A 16,878-nucleotide genomic window follows, 5' to 3' on the forward strand; every position below is an offset into this window, starting at 1 on the left:
CGAGACAAGATAATCCGACCTCATGACTGCAGAAAAAGGCCTCAAGGATCTCAGGAGAGCACTGGGATCCGGCGCCCCCGTCGCGGTTTATCGCGGCATCGACGACGTGGCGAGGCTGAAATCCTATGTCGTGGGCGTGGGCAGGAAATGGGCGCTGCTGCACACCGTCTCCGATGAGATCACCCTCAACGGGCACTCGGCCGTACGGCTCCGCGACGTCGAGCACGCGACCGGATCGGGCTGGCTGGGCGCGCGCTTCGCACATCGCGCCCTGAAACTCCGAGGGGAGCATGCCCGGCCGCTGGCACAGATCGACCTGGACTCCACAAGGAACCTGGTCGAAACGATGGCCACGGCGTTTCCCCTGATATCGGTTTACCTCGAGAGGCTCGATCCCGACGCCTGTTTCATCGGCAGGGTCAACCGGGTCACACGCAAGGGTTACCTCCGCCTACAGGAGATCGATTCCAAGGCCGCCTGGGACGTCACGTGTTCCAGGACCAAACTGGCCGACATCACCAGGGTCGACGTGGGCGGCGGTTACATCGACGCCCTGCACCTGGTCGGAGGGCCTCCTCCCGGCCACTGAGCACCGAGGGTCCTTTTCCACACGGGTGCCGTGCGGGCCGTACCAATCCTCTCCCCCAGCGGAAGGAACGGCGGACATACGGTCACGCGCGAAAGAAAGAGAAGACGGCGCCCACGAGCCGGGGACGGCCCAATAATCTCCGAAAAATCTCCACACCCCTTTGTGAATGCCTCGACACCTCTGTGTTTTGTAAATCATCCGTCAACCTTATGGCATTAACAGAAAGGCAAGAATAATGTGAGATCGGATGCCCCTTCGGGGGGCCGATTCGCGCCCCACGAGAAGGGACGGAGGCAGAGCCGGATGAATGTGCACGCCGGGGTCGCGATGCTGTTCGCTTTCGCGATCGGCGCGCTCGGACTGTACGTACTGGCGACCGAACGACTGCCCCGGTGGATCCGCAGACGCGACCGGCACGAGCCGCAGGCGTACGGGTGGGCAAAGCTGCTGATGGCCGTGTTCATAACAATGATCGTCATGCCCCAGATCATGGACCTGCCGTACGGGCTCGTCATCGGGTTGATACTTCTGGGACTCGCCGCCGCCGTGGCGTCCTGGTGGCTGACCTTGAAGCGAATCCGTTGAAGCGAATCCACCTCGGCCGTCCACCGGACGCGCCGGAGCGGAACCTGCCGCCGGACATGGTCCGCCCCGGGAACCGTCCAGGCCCGTGACGACGCCGGGGGCACGGGGACGGCTCCGGACCACGGCGGCGTACCGTTCTGGAGGGTCCGAAGAAAAGACTCCGTGGGCCGCCACGCTATTCAAGAGCACCACGCCTCGAATAGCGACAGCGTCTCCCATCAGGTGGGAACATTCTTTTCCGGCATCAGAGGTCACAGAAAATCATCACTCATATGTCCGGCACAGCCGATTCGATATCTTGGTGACGTGCCGCCCAGCGAACGCCACCTCTCCCCTGAAGAACAAGCTGTGGTTCTGGCCCTTCTCGCCCAGGACTTCCCCGGTGTGGACGAGCTCCGGGCTCAGGTCGCTTCGGCAGTCGTGACCAGCAGTTGCGGATGCGGATGCGCGACGGTCAACCTCCGGACGGAAGACGAGCCCCTCACCTCCGACGCTCCCACACGAGACAGAGTGCTGATCTCCGCCTATGTGCGTGGACGCGACGACGGTGTCCTCCTCTTCGTCAAGGGAGAACGTCTTTCGTGCCTCGAGGTCTACTCCAGTGACGACGAACCCGCTCCGCTCCCTCGCCCGGAGGACCTCATCATCGATCCACCGAACACGTGGGACTGACGGGTACCCCGTGGTCATGGACCGGCTGTCTCCCAAGATCCTCTCGGCAGGACCGATAAGGGCGTTTCCGACTGTAGGCGTTCCAGCACTCACGACCCGCCGACCGGTGAAGAACGCCGCAGACAGCCGGACGGCAAGGCCACTCACCGCGCTTCGAAGATCTGCTCTGAGCGGAGAATGTCACTGATGGACGATCCGACTCCCAGCACGACCGCCAGCTACGACCACATCGCCGATGCCTACGCCGAGCAGTGGAAGCAGCCTTCGCCCGAGATAGCTCGCCTTCTCGAGCGGTTCACCGAGAGGCTGCCTCAGGGCGCGCGCGTCGCCGACCTCGGCTCCGGTCCAGGCCGTGACACACGATGGCTGGCTGACCGGGGCGTGGTCGCCGTCGCGGTCGATCGTTCCGTTTCGATGCTCGGCATAGCCGCCGGTCGTGGCGTCCCGGTGATACGGGGCGACCTACGATATCCGCCTTTCGCCCCCGCGAGCCTGAACGGAATCTGGGCGATCGCCTCCCTGCTTCACGTTCCCTCCGATCAGACAGTCGGCACGCTGCGCCGATGGCGGCAGGTCCTTCGCCCCCGAGGTGTTCTCGGCCTGTCCACCTCCCTCGGTGACGACGAAGGATGGGAGAAAGTGCCCTACGCCACCACAACGCCACAGCCGGAATCGCTTCACCGCTGGTTCGTGCACCGCCGTCCGGAAGCACTGCTCGACGCCCTCACCGAAGCCGGATTCCAGGTCCAGGAGCACGAGACACGGGTCAGTCGCCGAACCTGGCTGCAGGTGATCGCCCAGCGGGCAGATTCCCTTTAGCCAACATGTTCAGTTCTCTTGAGAACACGTTCGGGACACATCGGTTCGGGAGAGACCACATCGTGGGGCACCGGGAGGTCGTCGTCGCGTGGAAGAGTCACCACGACGGGAGGGGGCTGCCACACCTCGATGGATGCCCGCTGCCCATAGAGCCTGATGCCTCATCCGAGGCTGACGCCGGGGGATTACTGTGGGCCCATGACCAGCCGATCCGCGCAGCGGCGCCACGAGCAACTTCGTGACTTTCTGCGCATCCGTCGAGCGCGGCTCACACCAGGTGATGTCGGCATCCTTCCGGCGGGCCGACGACGGACTCCGGGGTTGCGGCGCGAAGAGGTGGCGATGCTGGCCGGGGTCGGAGTGTCCTGGTACACCTGGCTCGAGCAGGGGCGCGACATCACGGTCTCGGCTGATGTGCTTGACGCGATCGCCAGGGCCCTGCGCCTCAGTGAGCCGGAGCGGGTGCATCTGTATTTACTGGCCGGTCTCAACCCACCGCCCACAGATGGGGTGCCCGGGGCCGAGGTCACCCCAGAAGTACGGCACCTGCTCGACGCGTGGGGGCAACGGCCTGCGGTGTTGCGGGACCGATGCTGGAATGTGCTGGCGTTCAACGACACCGCCCAGACGGTGTTCGGCTTCGACGGCACGGCCCACAACTGCCTGATCACGTTCTTCACCAATCCTCGATACCGCGCGGTGCACGACGTGTGGGTTTCGGCCGCGTCCGCTGTCGTGGCCGCCTATCGCGCCGACGCGGCGCACTTTCCGGACGATCCCGAGTTCCGAAAGGTGGTGAACGATCTCAGCGTTGTGAGCCCCGAATTCGCCGAGCTGTGGGACCGCCACGAGGTGGGCGTCCCGATCCAGGCCGTGAACGCGCTCCGCCATCCCGAGGCCGGTGACCTGTTCTTCGACGCGACGACCCTGACGGTCGCCGACCACCCCGACTGGCATCTCGTGCTGTACAACCCTCGGCCCGGCACCGAAACCGGCGATCGACTCGAATGGCTACAGCACAACCGCCTCGCCGCACCCGCCTGACCGCGGACCTCCCGAACCTGGTGGTGCCACACCCACGATAACCACGCACTGTATGTTCGCGGCGCGGGTCGGCACGCTGAATCCATGACGCACAACAGTTCCCGGTTCAACGGCAAGGTCGCGCTGATCACCGGAGGGACCAGCGGCATGGGGCTGGCCACCGCGCACCGGCTACTCGCCGAAGGCGCGCAGGTGATCATCACCGGACGCGACAAAACCCGGCTCGACACCGCGCTTGAGGAGCTCGGCGACCGGGTGCTTGGAATACCCGGGGACGCGACAAGTCTCACCGATCTGGAAACGCTGACAGCGACCATCCGCGACCGGTACGGGCGGCTGGACGTGGTGTTCGCCAACGCAGGCATCGGCGCGTTCCAGCCCGTCGGCGACGTCACCGAGGCCGAGTTCTACCACGTCGTGGACGTCAACTTCAAAGCAGCGTTCTTCACCATCCAGAAGACGCTTCCACTGCTGCCCGACCGGGGAGCAATCGTGATCAACGCTTCATTCGCCCTGCATCGTGGTGTGCCCGACGCCGCTCTCTACTCAGCGACCAAGGCGGCGGTGCACAACCTGACCCGAACCCTCGCAGCCGAACTGACGCCCAGGCGGATCCGGGTCAACTCCGTGAGCCCCGGCTACATCGACACCCCGGCGTTCCGGGCCGAGACCTCCGCCACGGCCCAGGCCGCCATCGCCACCGTGGTCGCCGCCGGCCGTGTCGGTACCGCCGACGAGGTAGCCGCCACGGTCGCCTTCCTCGCCTCCAGCGAAGCGTCCTACATCAACGGACAGGACATCCTCGTCGACGGCGGCCTGATCCCCGCCATCCCGGCGCCGATGCTGTAGTCCGCCGATGCTGTAGTCCAGGGCAGCCGGAAGTCCCGCCAGCCGACGATGTCATCCGCCCAGGTCGTGGCCTTGCGAGGCTGAGATCGGCAGTCGCCGTGTGAGACTGAGGCGGGTATGCGCGATCGGGACGCCAGGTTCACCGCCGTAGCGGTGCCCCGTCACCCGCCCGATGTCTCCGGGCAGGCGGGAAGGGCGGCGAGCCACAGCTGGTGCTCGAAGCTGCCGCCGGGATAGGCACTCCACCGCTGCAACACCAGCCATCGGTCTCCGACCCGCCACACCCACAGATCGTTGCTGTCGCCTTCGAGGAGGTAGCCGGGCCCGGCATCGCCCGTCGCCGGGCCGTACCGCGCGCTGAGCCGTTCGGCGAGCGTGGTGAAGTAGTGCTCGAAGGCTGTTTCCACGCCGTCGCCCAGGAACGGGTAGGTCCCCCACGTGCTCTCGTACGCGTAATCGACGGCGAGCTCCGCCAAGGCTCCGACCTTGGCGTACTCCTCCACGTCGTCCTCATCCGCCCCGGAGAGGTCGTAGACGTCGCCGTCGCGATCACCGGCGTACGACACCGTGTACGGCAGAAAGCGGCGCGACTCGGCGGCGAGCAGCTTCTCGGCCGTGACGACGATGTCGCCCTCCCAGTAAGCCAGGTCGTAGAAGTGGTACGCCGCGTCCCGGCGCAGGAAGGCTTGTTCCGGAAAGAAGGTGCCCGGCGCGAGGTCGCTCCGCCACACCTCGCCGCCCCCCGCGTCGCGGACGCGCAACACCCGCTCCACCTCACCGCTCACCGCGTCCCGGACGTGTGACACCCGCTCCACCTCACCACTTACCGCGTCCCCGACAGGCGGAACTCCTTCGCCCTCGTCGTCGGCGACGTCTCGGGTGAGCGGCACACGCTCGCTCGTCCCGGTGATGTGGCCCGCCACACCGAGTTCGGCGACCTCGACACGGCACACCTCACGCCCAAGGGTGTCGACGTAAGCGACGTCTCCCTCATAAGTGATGAACGGGGCGACCCCGCTCAGAGCGAAACCGTACACGCCGCCGTAGTCCTCGTCCTGGTCGGCCAGCGGCTCGCGGTAGGGAAGGGGGATGAATTCGCCGTCGGCGCGCAGCACCCCCCAGTCCTCGCCGTTCTCGCCGTTCTCGTCACGGAGCGCGATGGTCGCGCCGCAGGGCCGGAAGTGCATGGCCCAGGTGAACGGCCCGGCGATCGCCACGGCTCCCGTTTCTCCTACGAAGCTCACCGGTGAGCTTCCGCGCCCGAGGCGCGCGAGTCCACACACCATCCGGCCGCTGAGGCCACTGTGGTGGGCCACGACCGTGGAGCCGCGCGCGTCGACGAATCCCGCGCCGCTGTCCTGGAGGTACGCGGACACGAGGCCCTCCTCGGTCCACTCCCCCATGCGGAGGTACCGAGGCTCGACGATCCAGTCGCCCTCGCGGTCGATCAGCCCCCATCCCCGTTCCCACGCGGCCTCCGGGTCCCGCACCGGCGCCGCTCCTTCGGCTGAGAACGGCTTCGCGACCGCGAACCGCGGCTTGATGACCAGGGCGCCGTCCACGTCGATGTAACCCCACCGATCGTCGATCTTCACCGCCGCCAGCCCGACACCCGAAAACCGCTCGGCCTCCATGAACGGGCCGGAGATCACGATCTGGCCGTCGCGGTCGATGTAACACCACCCCTCGTCCACGCGCACGGGAGCCAACCCGACACCGGCCACGTCACCGAACCGGCCCACATCACCGAACCCCGCCGCGTCGCCGAACCGGGGCTCGATCACGATCTCGCCCCGGTCGCTCAGGTACCCCCAGCGTCCGTCGCGTTGGAAACGCGCCAGGCCACCGCTGAACGCCTTCGCCCGCTCAAGGGTGGGTTCGACCAGCCACCGGCCGGTGTGGTCAACGTAACCCCAGCGCCCGTCCAGTGCCTGCGCCGGCGCGATGTGCCCGGCCGCCTCGTGCGCGCCGTACGGAATGACCGCGTCGAACCGTCCCACCCGCCGCAGATCCGGCGGCCGCACAAGCGTGCCGTCAGAACTCACCAGGGCCACACGCTCCCCGAACGAACCCCGCCCACAGCAACGAACCGGATGAGGAGGCAGTACGGCAGACATAGGCGTTCCTTTCCCATTGCTCTCACTCATCTTCGACAGCGCGGCTCTAGCGGAAGGTCACGCACAGGCTCCTGGCCGGAGAGCTTGCTCGTGAAAATCCATCGTGAGGTGAGCAAGCATCCGGGGGCACCGGTTTCCCTGTGACTGTTCGCAGGCGTTCAATCCCGAGCACGTCGGCGCTCGGCCAGGTGGCCCCACACTGACACGACAGCGATGGAGGCGACCAGCAACACGACGCTTCCGGTGATGTCGAGCACGTAGTGGTTCCCCGTGGTGAGCACGACTGTCGCCATACCCAGCGGAAAGATCCACGACAGCAACGCCAGTCGCGGATGGGAGGGCCGCAGCGCGCACCACACGGCATACGCGCACCATAACGACCACCCCACGTGCATGCTGGGCATCGCCGAATACACGTTCTGGCCGTTGCCGATCTCTCGTGAGGCGTGGCCGCCCAGGATGTCGTGCTCGGCGATGATGTCGACGACGCCCGGTAGGGCGAACCGCGGGGGCGACATGGGCAGCGCCCAGAAAACGGGCAACACGAGGACGGCCATCGTGACGAGGGTCCGGCGAACCTTGACGTAGACATCGGCGTGCCGGACGAAGACCCACATCAGCACACCGAGGATCGCGAGGTAGTACAGGCGGTAGTAGTACACCGCCGGCTGGATGAGGGCTGGATGCTCGGTCAGCCACTGGTTCGCCCTCAGCGCGATGTCCAGGTGGAGGGCCCGCTCTATGGATTGCAGGGCCAGAGCGTTGGCGGTGGCGGCTACGAGATCTCTCCCGACGGCGGCATGAAGTAGTGAAAAGAGCAGGACCACGAGCAGCAGGCCGGCCACTTCGACGAGTGGTGCGGGGCGCCCACCTGTCCTCCCGACAAGTGCGGCTGAGCGGGCGCGCGCCACCAGGCGCGATAATCGGCCGGCGGCCACCTCACGTAGGCTCACGCGCGTCACCCTAATTCACTCCGCTTTGGCATGGATCATGTCAGCCGATGGATGCGTGACGGGCTGAAGGCCGGCTATCCCAGCGCGAGAATCAGACAGAGCCACACGTCCGACAGCGCGGCGCTCAGGCGCCGTTACCCCGTCGAATCGTTGGCGGGCGAGGAGCCTGAGACGGCGTTGAGGAGGCAGGCCGCAGCTACCGCTGCGTGATCGTCACCGGTACGCAGCCGTTCCAGGACCGTGAGCGCCTCTTCGCGCCCAATGTCACTGACAAGCAGTGCGAGTGCTACCCGGAACTGCACGCCTCGATCGTGCTCTATGGCGAGCCTCGCCAGCATTCCCGTGGCTGAGGCATTCATCGCGGCCAGTCCACGGACGCGACGATCGTCATCATGGAGGGCGCGGTCGAACGTCTCGGTGAACGTCCCAGGCGGCCGAAGCTCGGCGAGTGTGGCGAGAGCGACCAGCCGAACGGGCGTACGAGCCGACTCAGGCGGATCGTCATGGTCCCGATCATCGAACTCGCCAGGATCCTGCACGAGCGGTGCGACGGCCGCCACGTCGACGGAGTCTCCGTTGCCCCCGAGCCACCGCAGGGCCTCAGCCCGCACACCGGGATCGGCCGCCGACAGGTCCGCGAGCCTCTTCGCCTTCACAACTCCATGATCGATGGCCCCGTCTCTCAAGTGAACAGCTCGGCTCGCACGTACTTCCCGCTGCCGAACGGGCAGGCTCGCACTCATAAGGTTCCTTATCCAGTCGGCCCGCGTCCTCTGCCACAGCCTGCCGCCGAAACCCGAGCCGACCGAGCAAGGTCGCCGCTCCAGGCCAAGGCCATATTCCGCTGGGTTACAGCGATTGCCGCCGGGCACTCCAAAAGCCCAGAGTTCTCGCGAACCCGAGGGGCGGTACCGGCGCGTCGGAGGGTTTGCCGGGTTGTGAACCCTTACGTTTTCCAGAACCCAAGGCCGCCTTATGAACGATCTTCCCCCGCTGGAGGGAGTGAGGTCACCCGGATAGGGGAGGTCCAGCCGTCGCAGCTGGGGGGACGGTGATCTCATGGCGATCAGGTTGATGCCCCCGACGCTGGCTGTACGCGATACCGAACAGCCGGTTCCGAAATAGGCGGTCCTCACCGCCCGTGCGATCCCTTTCCTACTGCTCCCCCACTGCCTGTGGCGGCTGCCGTTCGCCTTCGACTTCAGCATGGGGATGATCGATCCGAACGCACCGGCATGGATGTGGTGGGCCATCCCCTATGTTTTCGGACTCAGCGTGGTGTCGGAGGCGGCGGCGCTGCTCTCCCTCGGTCTGGTGCGGGGATGGGGTGAGGTCGCGCCCGCCTGGCTCCCGATCGTTGGTGGGAGACGTATCCCGCCGTTGGCGGTGATCATCCCCGCCGCTCTGGGCGGCTTGACCGCGACCGCGATATATGGAAGCGCGTTGCTGACCTGGCTGAACGTCCCGGGATTCCATGGTTTGGGGTTTTCCAGCGGCTGGTGGGAAGCGCTGGCGGACGTGTGCATCGCCCCTGGGATCTTGTGGGGCCCCCTGGTGTTGGCCCTGACCTACGCCTACTACGTGCGGCGTCGCCGGCGGGGACGTTAAACAGCCCTCCTGCTCACGGCGTAGCGCGAAATCATCGATCACGAAATGCGGGCCAGAACCAGTTTTCACCCGCCATCGACACGTGGCTGTACTCGTGGCTGTACAGCCAATGCTCACCTTGGTGGCTGACCTCTTCCTTACCAGGTTCCTTATCAGGGGCGAGACGACATGATGCGGGCATGACGTTGTCGACGGTGTTCACGGAGATGTTCGGCGTGCGGTACCCTATCGCGCTGGCGCCGATGGGTGGGGCGGCCGGTGGCGCGCTGGCCGCAGCTGTCTCCCGCGGTGGCGGGTTCGGGATTCTGGGCGGCGCGTACGGGGACCCGGAGTGGTTGGCACGTGAAGTGCCGATCGTCGCGGGCGCTGAAGAGCCGTGGGGTGTCGGATTCCTGACCTGGGGGATCGATCTCGCCGTGGTGGAACTGGCACTGAGCTACGGTCCCAGCGCCGTGATGCTGTCCTTCGGCGATCCGAGCCCATACGCGGAGCATGTCCGCCAGACAGGGGCTCTGTTGATCCTCCAGGTCACCGATCTGGAGGAGGCCAAGCGGGCCGTGGACCTGGGCGCCGACGTGATCGTGGCTCAGGGAACCGAGAGCGGCGGGCACGGAGCCATGCGCGGGCGGGCCACTTTCCCGTTCGTGCCCGCGGTGGTGGATCTCGTAGCTCCGGTGCCGGTGTTGGCAGCGGGCGGGATCGCCGATGGACGCGGTGTGGCGGCGGCTCTCGTGCTGGGTGCTGCCGGAGTGCTCATCGGCACCCGCTTCCAGGCCACCACCGAAGCCCTGGTCAATCCCTCGATCACCAAGGCGATCCTCGAGGGGCGGGGCCAGGACACCGAGCGGAGCACCGTGCTGGACATCGCACGAGGCTCCAAGTGGCCGTCGAAGTACCCTGCCCGCACCCTCGGCCACCCCTACCTCGACCGCTGGCGCGGCCGGGAGGCCGAGCTTGCCGCCGATCCCCAAGCCCTTCAGGACTACCAGGACGACGTGGCACGCGGCGCGATCCCCCCGCTGCCGGTTTGGGCGGGTGAGGCCGTCGACCTCATTACCGACCTGCCCTCGGCGGAGGACCTGGTCCCCGCGATGGCCATCCAAGCCGAGGACGCACTGACCCGAGCGGGACGCCGCTGACCCACCAACCGTCAGCGCCGTTCCGGCTCGTTCGTCACGTGCCACGGTGAAACTACCGAACCAGGAGCGGTTACTCACAGTCACACCGTGACTGGCCGTTCATGGAGAATTTCTGGTGGCCACTGTTACCTGGGCCTGTCCAAGGTGCGGAACGTACGGCTCGGCCTGGACGCCCTGACACTCCGGCTCGACGGCGGAGCCGCCGCGGCGACCACGATCGCCCGTAAGCGGTCGGTCTTCTACAACTCAAGGTCTACGCCAAGTGCATCGACGGAGGCGCAGAGACCGCCAACCGACGGATAGACGACGCGCTCGCAGCGTGATCACGAACACTCCCAAGGGACTCGTTCACCACGGCGCCTTTCGTTCACACCGAAGGGGGCAGAGGGTCGAATCCTCCATAGCTTCCGATGGCCGTTCTTGAGATGGCTGAAGGAAGTTGACGGGATCCGTGCGTGATCGGCAATGCGTGCAGGACTGCAGCCCCGCGGGCCTACCGGATGTCGTCACGGCGACGGTTGCGTCCGAAACGTGCCAGTGCCCGCTGCTTCACCACTGCTTGGCTGTGTTCGCAGTCCACTCGCACCTGCCTGAACGGGAACGATGTCTATCACCCTCGCCCGGCCCCGCTCGCCCTTCATCAGCTGGCTCACGGTCACCTCGCTCATGCTGGGCATCTTTGCCATCGTCACCAGCGAAATCCTGCCCATCGGCCTGCTGACCACCATCGGCGCCGACTTCGGCATCTCCGACGGCGCCACAGGGCTGACCATGACCGTGCCCGGCATCGTCGCCGCGGTCGCCGCCCCCACCGTCACACTGACCACCGCACGCCTGGACCGCCGCGTGATGCTGTGCGTCCTGATGGCGGTGCTCGCCGCCGCCGACGTGCTGGCCGCGGTGGCGACCTCCTACTGGGTCATGCTGATCTCCAGAGTGCTCGTCGGCCTCACCATCGGCGGCTTCTGGTCCATCGGGGCCGGGCTGGCCGGCCGCCTGATGCCGCCGCACGCCGTCGGCACCGCCACCGCTGTGATCTTCTCTGCCGTGCCGCTGGGCTCCGTGCTCGGCGTACCAACCGGCACCTTCATCGGCAACCTCGCCGGCTGGCGAACCGCCTTCCTGGTCCTGGCCGCGCTGGCCGTCCTCGTCCTGGCCGCCCTGCTGACGCTGCTGCCGCCACTGCCCGCCCACCAGGTCACCAGCCCTCGCGTCCTGCTCGGCCTGCTGCGTACGCGGGGCGCCAAAACCGCCCTGCTGGCCACCTTCCTCATCGTCTTGGCCCATTTCGGCACCTATACCTACGTAACGCCCTTCCTCCAGGACGTCACCGGCTTGCGTCCCGCAGCCGTCAGCGCCGTCCTGCTGGCGTACGGCATCGCCGGAATCGCCGGCAACTTCCTGGCCGGCAAGGCCACCGCCACCCGCCTGCGAGCCGCTTTCGCAACCTGCGGCTGCCTGATCGCGGCCACCACCCTGCTGCTGCCCTCGGTAGGCGGCACAACCGCCGGCGCCGTGGTGTTGCTCGTGGTCTGGGGCCTGGCCTACGGAGGCGTGCCCGTCTGTTCGCAGGCATTGTTCATCACCGCCGCCCCTCGCACGCCCGAAGCCGCCACGGTCGTCTTCACCTCCTCCTTCCAGGCGACCTTCGCGCTCGGCGCGTTCCTCGGCGGACGCGTCGTCGACGCCTTCTCGGTCTCCACCGCGATGATCTGCGGCGGGCTGACCGCTCTCCTCATGGCGGTATCCCTATGGTCACTCACCCCATCCCGCTGAGTCGGCGCCCTGCATCCCCGCAACGGAGATCTGCGAACCGCGCACAGCGAGCAGATCGAGGAGTGGACCGGGGTGGCCTTCGAGCTGGCCCCCGAAATCGCCGCGACGTACGGTGTCAGCCCGTTCGCTTTGACGCGCGAGACGAGGGTGCGGGGAACCGGAGTGCTCGCATCGACGCCAGATCCCGCCGCCGGGTCTACGGCATGAGCGCCGCCGCGCCGACGCAGCAATAGGCCACAGCCTTGCGGCCGCGGACTGTCATCATGGTCATGTCGCCCTCTGGACGGGTGAGGGAGTCGACGAAAAGTCAGGACCTTCGACCCGAGGGCGCAGCCGTACCACCTGACCGGCTTTGATGCAGGCCTGGTTCCCCTGTATCAGCCGACTGCCTCGCTCCAGCCCTCGTCGAGCCTGGTCAGCAGCAGTTTCGCGCCGGGACGATGCCCACCGCCTCCGGACGGATCATCTGCGACACGCCGAAGCATGTCTGTGGCGTCGCGGACACGGTCCCACGGATATCCCACGACCGGCGACACGGGGCCGCTCAGGGTGGCGTGGCTGCGCAGCCCTGAAACGATCAAGGGCGCCTCGCCGAGAGGAAACCCCTGGTCAGACGCCGTTTCGGGTGGTTGACGGAGAGCGTGGTGTCCTGGTTCAGGACATCGGAAACCCCCGAACCCGTAGGTTCGAGGGTTTCCGATGTCCTGAGACATCACATGACGGAGAGCGTGGGATTCGAACCCACGAGGACTGTCACCAGCCCTAGCGGTTTTCAAGAGCGCTATCTTCCGAGGCACAGCAGGGCTTTTGACCAGGGAAGAAGCCTTAGCCCTCGTCTCACTCACCGAAGATCATCCCGCATATATCTCGCGCGACCGACCGAGCACCTTGGCGATGTGACGCCCGGCGACCTCCCTCTCGAACCGAAGATGATCGCTGGACATGGCAACCTTTGCCGAGGAGGCTAATTGCCATGTCAAGGAGAATCCTACTTGATCATCATCGATCAAATCGAACACAAGTTCGACTCAAGCCGGGCTACGCTTGGGCCCAGAGGGTGCAAGCATCGCGTAGCGACCCAAGCGTAGCCCGGCTGTCAAGGGCTAGGAGTGGATTCGGCTAGAAATCGGGCTATCAGCCTCTAGATGTGGCGTCGATCACCATTAGGCAACCTGCCGATAGGTGCAAAAGGCTCACAAAGAGCAACCAAGGCGTGGCATACTGCCACACGTAAAAGGGAGGAAGCGGCCGAAGCGACTCCCTCCCGTATGCCAAGGAGGATACCTCTTCTGATGCTTGATGACAACCAGCAGCATCACTACGCCGCAAGACGAATGCTTAGCTTCGCGGCTGCCGCAACTTCCTGGCACCGTAGGCTATGGCGGCTGGGCACGATGCTGGAGTTGTCCGAACTGCTTGAGGCAGTAGGCGCAAGAGCGCTAGGAGCACTCGCCGAACCTTCCGTGAAGTATCTGGGTGATGTGCTGGCGAAGAGGATTCATCGAGACCCGGGGCTGGGCTCTCCTCCCGAGCGTGGTCAGCTGATCAAGCATGTAAACAAAACCATGCAAGTAGATGGCCATGACTGGATTGCACTAAATCTCCTCCAACGGGAAAGTCGGCCTAAATATCTATCACGATGGGCAAATTACCTCAGAAACGAAGAAGCGGACTGTGAGCCAGCCGCCCGGGCGATCGTTAGCCACATATTGGACGAAGGGTACAGCCAAGAAGCAACACACAAATGGCTCACTTATCATATAAAATACAGCCAGACGAAGCTGACTCTTAGCGACCTATGCGAGGAAGCACAGAATCTCATTAATCGCCCCAGGGTAAGGTTTGATGTCTTAATCCCATTGATGGCTTGTCCACCTCTTCCTGAAGAAAGGCCGGCATGCTGGCTTGACTCATCGAAAACTGCAGAATGGCTTGCATATTGGTTTCCATCTTCCCCGAACATCAGGCAGTCAGGCGGACTCGTTCTAGAAATTGATGCCAAAGATAAATATTCGGCACTTAAGGAAGCGAACGGCGAGGTCGAAAGACTATCTGCTCGATTCCAGGTAGGCGCTCGCCAACGCCTGCAGTTTCATCCAACGCTTTACATGATTGGCGAGGCAGACCCCTTGGACTACATAGGGGGTCCACGTCGAGTAGAAGTGCATGCCCTCGAACGCACGAAAGAGGTCTTCCGCCTGCGCCTTGATTCTCAAATTGATGCAGCTCTTGAGCTACTACAACCCCTAGACCGCGGCACGCCCGCTGCGGCAATAGCTGGTAGCTGGGCTGCGCTAGAGACACTTCTGATAGGGCCTGGGGACACTTCTAACCGGGTAGTGGCCGCAACACGAATGGCTCGCATCGTCGCTTGCAGCTACGTCACTAGCGAACTACTTGCGCTCGCCCAAGCACATGCCAGCACTCGGGACGATGCGATCGCTAAAGAACTACGATCAATCAGCGATGACCAAGACAGGGCCATCCTAATCGAGAGGGCCATAAGGAGCGGAACCGTAACCGATTTCAAAAGTTCCGGAGCTCAAATTGCCCTTGCGCGCATTCGCACACTAATAGCCAACCCAAACGCATCTTTGCCTCGCATTGTCAGTCAACTGGAAGATGCTTTCCGTCGGCTATATAGGCAAAGAAACTTAATTGTTCATGCAGGTCAAATCGGGTCAGTGGCACTTGATGGGACACTACGTACCGTGTCTCCCCTTGTGGGAGCAGGGGTAGATCGCGTTGTCCAAGCTAGTGCATTGCATGGCATCCCACCTCTCATGTTTGCGGCTGCAATAGAAGTTCGCCTAGCGCAGAGTTCTTTTAGCGAAAAATGCCTATCTGAATTGTTTGACTATCGGGTATGACCCGAGAGGCTCAGTGTTCGAAGATAGAACCTTGGATGCCAGCTTGGGAGTCGACTGCTGGCATTGGTGACCTGAGCTGGGAAAACAGGGGCGCAGGTAGGTGGGGTGTAGTTCCCTGTGGATGACTGGCGCTCCCCGCCTGTTCTGGCATGGATCTGGAACGTGATCAAGGTGTTGTCCTACCGCCTTGTTACGCTGATGATCCTGGTCGCCCGGTGGGCCGGGGTTGAGGAACGAAACCCTGGACCGTCGATCGCCCCCGACCCCGTACGGTGATCATCCATCGCAAGGCGATCGTGGGGTGGTATGCGTGCGGTGACGCTTGGAGGCAGCCAAACCGCATTAGCAACTCGGATGTTGGCCGTCCGATGTGGGTAAACCTAGACCAACGCACCCAGTCGCTTCTCGATCACTGAGTGTAAACGGCCTCAGATGGGCTTGCCTGGGAGGAGTCAGCCTGCTGGCCTCCGCCTAGGCTGATGGCTGGCAAAGTGATGGGGCTTCTACCTCAGCCATCTAGGGTCTCTGCAAGCTACACCCGATCACCCCGGAGACTGGACGCCCCTGCTGGAGGCGTAGTTTAGGGCGCCATGAAGATCAATCTACAAGCCCAAGGGCACCATTAGCTTCAGCGCCGACCCCAATGATCAGATCATCTCATGAGGCTCATCTGTGCACGTGTGCCGGGAGAATGCGGGAAGATTATAGGGTGCCTGTGCCTGACATTCCACTCGCCTCAGATCGTGGCTACAGCGTTGTCTGGTTGGATGACGACGATCGCGAGACTGCCGCTCTGGAAGCTATAGCAGATGACGTTCACCGAATCCTTGGCGGTGTCGTCCGACTACTACTAAAGGGAGATCATCCCAACTTTTCCGAACAAGACAAGACGGCCGCGAAGCAGCTCATTGAACCACTTCTCTCTACGCGGAAGATCTCCCTTTATAGTTGGCGCTATGACGTTAACTGGACGATACAAGTGTTGCCGGAGTTCTTGGGAACGCTAAGCAAAGAACCCAATAAGAACATTCTCGATCTGGCCTTTCCGGAAGCCGTCAATCGCATATTTCCCGACGTCCCTTATAGAGAGCGTCTCGATGTTGAAAAGTTAGACTTCGAGGCGTACCGCGAACCTGAAGACGTTCCTCTAAACTGGCATCTCCTGCTACAACAAGCTATGCGAGGTGGAAATCAGGCGCGACGACCTCGCGAAGGTGCTCGCACACGTTCACAACCCATCACGATTCAGCCTCCAACCGAGGATAAGCTTACTTTTACGAATCAGGGCGAGCTGGCTGTGTATCGAGCACTCAAAGAGATACAGGCAAGCCTGCCACAGCATAAGACTATTGGAATTTACCCACTTCCCGGCGCGAGAGTGCTGAATAAGACGTTCGAGCCCGACATGCTCATCACATATAAAGGGCGCGCCGGGATAATCGAGATCGATGGCCCCAAACATCGAGGAAGAGCATCTGACGATCGAAGCAGAGATCGCCTTTTTACGAACGCCGGGGTCCTCTTCGTGGAGCGCCTCGGCGTTGAAGATATCTCAAACGCCGAAGAGCTCAACACGTTTCTTCGTATCTTCATCGAGCGCCTCGCTAAGCAGTAGCGGGTACATTCAGCGCTGATGACCGGAAGCTTGTCGGTTCATTGGTGGCGGTGCGGCCCTGGTGCGGCGGCTGAGGGGCTGGTACGGCGCACGGGTGGTGCGGTGGGCGGCCCGTGGTCCCGCCGCCGGCCGAGACCGGCGCCCACGCCGCACGCTCGGGCGGCGTTCGGGCGGCGGGCCGTGGGGGGGGGCGCCCCGCCCCCCGCCGCGTAATCAGATTAAAAAATAGGCAGAGAGAGCCA

Annotated in this window: 15 protein-coding genes; 10 read left to right on the top strand and 5 right to left on the bottom strand. The window is 64.0% G+C overall.

Going from position 1 to position 16,878, the window contains the following annotated elements; translation table 11 throughout:
- The first annotated feature begins 22 nt into the window (after positions 1-22).
- Both AB0395_RS26565 and AB0395_RS26570 read left to right on the top strand, forming a co-directional pair.
- Positions 23-589 (top strand): hypothetical protein, encoded by a 567-nt coding sequence (locus AB0395_RS26565; protein WP_366285131.1) that lies wholly within the window; start codon positions 23-25, stop codon positions 587-589.
- A gap of 303 nt (positions 590-892) precedes the next feature.
- Complete coding sequence (locus AB0395_RS26570) at positions 893-1,174, top strand: hypothetical protein (protein WP_366285133.1); 282 nt, start codon at positions 893-895, stop codon at positions 1,172-1,174.
- A 264-nt stretch (positions 1,175-1,438) separates the two neighbouring features.
- Here AB0395_RS26570 and AB0395_RS26575 read toward each other — a convergent pair whose 3' ends face one another.
- Complete coding sequence (locus tag AB0395_RS26575; RefSeq protein WP_366285135.1) at positions 1,439-1,864, bottom strand: hypothetical protein; 426 nt, start codon at positions 1,862-1,864, stop codon at positions 1,439-1,441.
- Positions 1,865-2,032: 168 nt separating this feature from the next.
- Between AB0395_RS26575 and AB0395_RS26580 the strand changes: the two genes are divergently transcribed.
- The 3 genes from AB0395_RS26580 (at position 2,033) to AB0395_RS26590 (ending at position 4,558) form a co-directional block, all read left to right on the top strand.
- Positions 2,033-2,665, top strand: coding sequence for a class I SAM-dependent methyltransferase (locus AB0395_RS26580; RefSeq protein ID WP_366285138.1), 633 nt, complete (start codon positions 2,033-2,035; stop codon positions 2,663-2,665).
- 198 nt (positions 2,666-2,863) lie between these two features.
- Entirely contained in the window at positions 2,864-3,709 is an 846-nt protein-coding gene (locus AB0395_RS26585; protein ID WP_366285141.1) for a helix-turn-helix transcriptional regulator, read from the top strand.
- 84 nt (positions 3,710-3,793) lie between these two features.
- Positions 3,794-4,558: a glucose 1-dehydrogenase gene (locus AB0395_RS26590; protein WP_366285144.1), complete on the top strand. Its 765-nt coding sequence runs from the start codon at positions 3,794-3,796 to the stop codon at positions 4,556-4,558.
- A gap of 161 nt (positions 4,559-4,719) precedes the next feature.
- Here the strand turns inward: AB0395_RS26590 and AB0395_RS26595 are convergent, their stop codons facing one another.
- From AB0395_RS26595 to AB0395_RS26605, 3 genes are all read right to left on the bottom strand, one after another.
- On the bottom strand, positions 4,720-6,603 hold the full coding sequence (locus AB0395_RS26595; RefSeq protein ID WP_366285147.1) for a WG repeat-containing protein: 1,884 nt from the start codon (positions 6,601-6,603) through the stop codon (positions 4,720-4,722).
- Positions 6,604-6,833: 230 nt separating this feature from the next.
- Positions 6,834-7,628 carry a phosphatase PAP2 family protein gene (locus AB0395_RS26600; protein WP_366285149.1) on the bottom strand — a complete coding sequence of 265 codons (795 nt, stop codon included), beginning with the start codon at positions 7,626-7,628 and terminating at the stop codon, positions 6,834-6,836.
- A 134-nt stretch (positions 7,629-7,762) separates the two neighbouring features.
- A complete protein-coding gene (locus AB0395_RS26605; protein WP_366285151.1) occupies positions 7,763-8,314 on the bottom strand; it encodes a hypothetical protein in 552 nt (183 codons plus the stop codon).
- A 526-nt stretch (positions 8,315-8,840) separates the two neighbouring features.
- Here AB0395_RS26605 and AB0395_RS26610 point away from each other — a divergent pair.
- From AB0395_RS26610 to AB0395_RS26620, 3 genes are all read left to right on the top strand, one after another.
- Positions 8,841-9,236, top strand: coding sequence for a hypothetical protein (locus AB0395_RS26610; RefSeq protein ID WP_366285153.1), 396 nt, complete (start codon positions 8,841-8,843; stop codon positions 9,234-9,236).
- A 179-nt stretch (positions 9,237-9,415) separates the two neighbouring features.
- Positions 9,416-10,375: a nitronate monooxygenase gene (locus AB0395_RS26615; RefSeq protein WP_366285156.1), complete on the top strand. Its 960-nt coding sequence runs from the start codon at positions 9,416-9,418 to the stop codon at positions 10,373-10,375.
- A 603-nt stretch (positions 10,376-10,978) separates the two neighbouring features.
- Positions 10,979-12,151, top strand: coding sequence for an MFS transporter (locus tag AB0395_RS26620; protein ID WP_366285158.1), 1,173 nt, complete (start codon positions 10,979-10,981; stop codon positions 12,149-12,151).
- A 377-nt stretch (positions 12,152-12,528) separates the two neighbouring features.
- On the opposite strand, the gene AB0395_RS26625 is transcribed toward AB0395_RS26620, so the two are convergent.
- Positions 12,529-12,732 carry a hypothetical protein gene (locus tag AB0395_RS26625; RefSeq protein ID WP_366285161.1) on the bottom strand — a complete coding sequence of 68 codons (204 nt, stop codon included), beginning with the start codon at positions 12,730-12,732 and terminating at the stop codon, positions 12,529-12,531.
- 711 nt (positions 12,733-13,443) lie between these two features.
- Between AB0395_RS26625 and AB0395_RS26630 the strand changes: the two genes are divergently transcribed.
- Both AB0395_RS26630 and AB0395_RS26635 read left to right on the top strand, forming a co-directional pair.
- Positions 13,444-15,021, top strand: coding sequence for a hypothetical protein (locus tag AB0395_RS26630; RefSeq protein ID WP_366285163.1), 1,578 nt, complete (start codon positions 13,444-13,446; stop codon positions 15,019-15,021).
- 763 nt (positions 15,022-15,784) lie between these two features.
- Complete coding sequence (locus tag AB0395_RS26635; protein ID WP_366285166.1) at positions 15,785-16,636, top strand: hypothetical protein; 852 nt, start codon at positions 15,785-15,787, stop codon at positions 16,634-16,636.
- The last annotated feature ends 242 nt before the right edge of the window (positions 16,637-16,878 follow it).

It is taken from the genome of Streptosporangium sp. NPDC051023, from assembly GCF_040689595.1.
Lineage (GTDB): Bacteria > Actinomycetota > Actinomycetes > Streptosporangiales > Streptosporangiaceae > Streptosporangium.